2 protein-coding genes are annotated in these 1,142 nt (G+C 65.8%); one reads left to right on the forward strand and one right to left on the reverse strand.

Features of this window, described 5'->3' with window-relative positions; all coding sequences use genetic code 11:
- A partial coding sequence (locus FS320_RS43795) for an IS630 family transposase (RefSeq protein WP_152718704.1) occupies window positions 1-805 on the reverse strand: 805 nt, incomplete at its 3' end.
- A 58-nt stretch (window positions 806-863) separates the two neighbouring features.
- Here FS320_RS43795 and FS320_RS43800 point away from each other — a divergent pair.
- Complete coding sequence (locus tag FS320_RS43800; RefSeq protein ID WP_152718705.1) at window positions 864-1,142, forward strand: LexA family protein; 279 nt, start codon at window positions 864-866, stop codon at window positions 1,140-1,142.

The raw sequence follows: 1,142 nt of genomic DNA on the forward strand, positions 1-1,142 counted from the left end.
TGTCCATCACCACCCGGATCCGCTCGGCCTGCGGAAAGTCGACATCCACAAGCTCGCGCATGCACACAGCAAAGTCCTTTGCCGTCCGGCGATCCGTGACGTTCACTTTGCGCCAGGGGCGATGCGCATCCAAGAACACGAACAGGTTGACCGTGCCACAACGGCGATACTCGTAATCGACCCGCTCGATCTGCCCGGGCGCGGCCGGGAGAGGCTGACGCGTCTCGCCGATGAGCTGGACTGGGCTCTCATCAAAGCACACCACCGGGTGCTGCGGATCGGAAGGCTCGGCATAAAGATCAAGCACGTCCTCCATGCGGGCGACGTACTCGCCATCGATCTTCGGAACGCACCACATCTTCTGCCGCCAGGGCTTGAGCGCGTTCTCGCAGAGCCGCCGGCGCACCGTCTCGCGCGACAGGCTCTCATGTTGGGTGAGCCGCACGATCTCGCCGGCCAAGAGCTCCAGCGTCCAGCGGGCGCGGCCCGCAGGCGGCTTTGCGCAGGCGGTTGCCACCAGCAGCGCCTCCTCCGGGCCTGAGAGCTTGCGGGCGGCGCCGGGACGGGGGTCCTCGCTGAGGGCCCGCTCCAGGTTGCCCTCCACGAAGCGGCGCTTGGTCCGATACACGGTCGAGCCGCCCACCGCGATACTCTCGGCAATCGTCTCGTCCGGCACGCCGGCATCGGCCGCCAGCAGGATCTGCGCGCGCTTGAGCGTGCGAGCGGCCTGCTTGCCGCCGCTGAGCATCGCCTGGAGTTCGGTGCGCTCGGCCTCGCTCAGCTCAACCCGGTAGCATATGTTCATCTCGGCCTCCCGTGTGAGAGGCCAAGATGAATCAGCCGATGAATCGAGCGTGTGGCGGATGTCTGAGAAAAGCTTCACCGACCGGCAGGGCCAGTACTTGGCCTTCATTGATGCCTACACCCGCGTCCATGGCCGTCCCCCGGCCGAAACCGACATGCAGCGCCATTTCCAGGTCACTCCGCCTTCCGTGCACCAGATGATCCTGACCTTGGAACGCGCCGGCTTGATCCGCCGTCAGCCCGGAGTGGCGCGAAGCATCGAGGTGTTGGTCGCCCCTGAAGGCCTGCCCCTCCTCCGCCATCCCCAACTCGTCAAATCCTCTGGGCCGAGGATCTAG

It is taken from the genome of Microvirga tunisiensis (assembly GCF_009296175.1).
Lineage (GTDB): Bacteria > Pseudomonadota > Alphaproteobacteria > Rhizobiales > Beijerinckiaceae > Microvirga > Microvirga tunisiensis.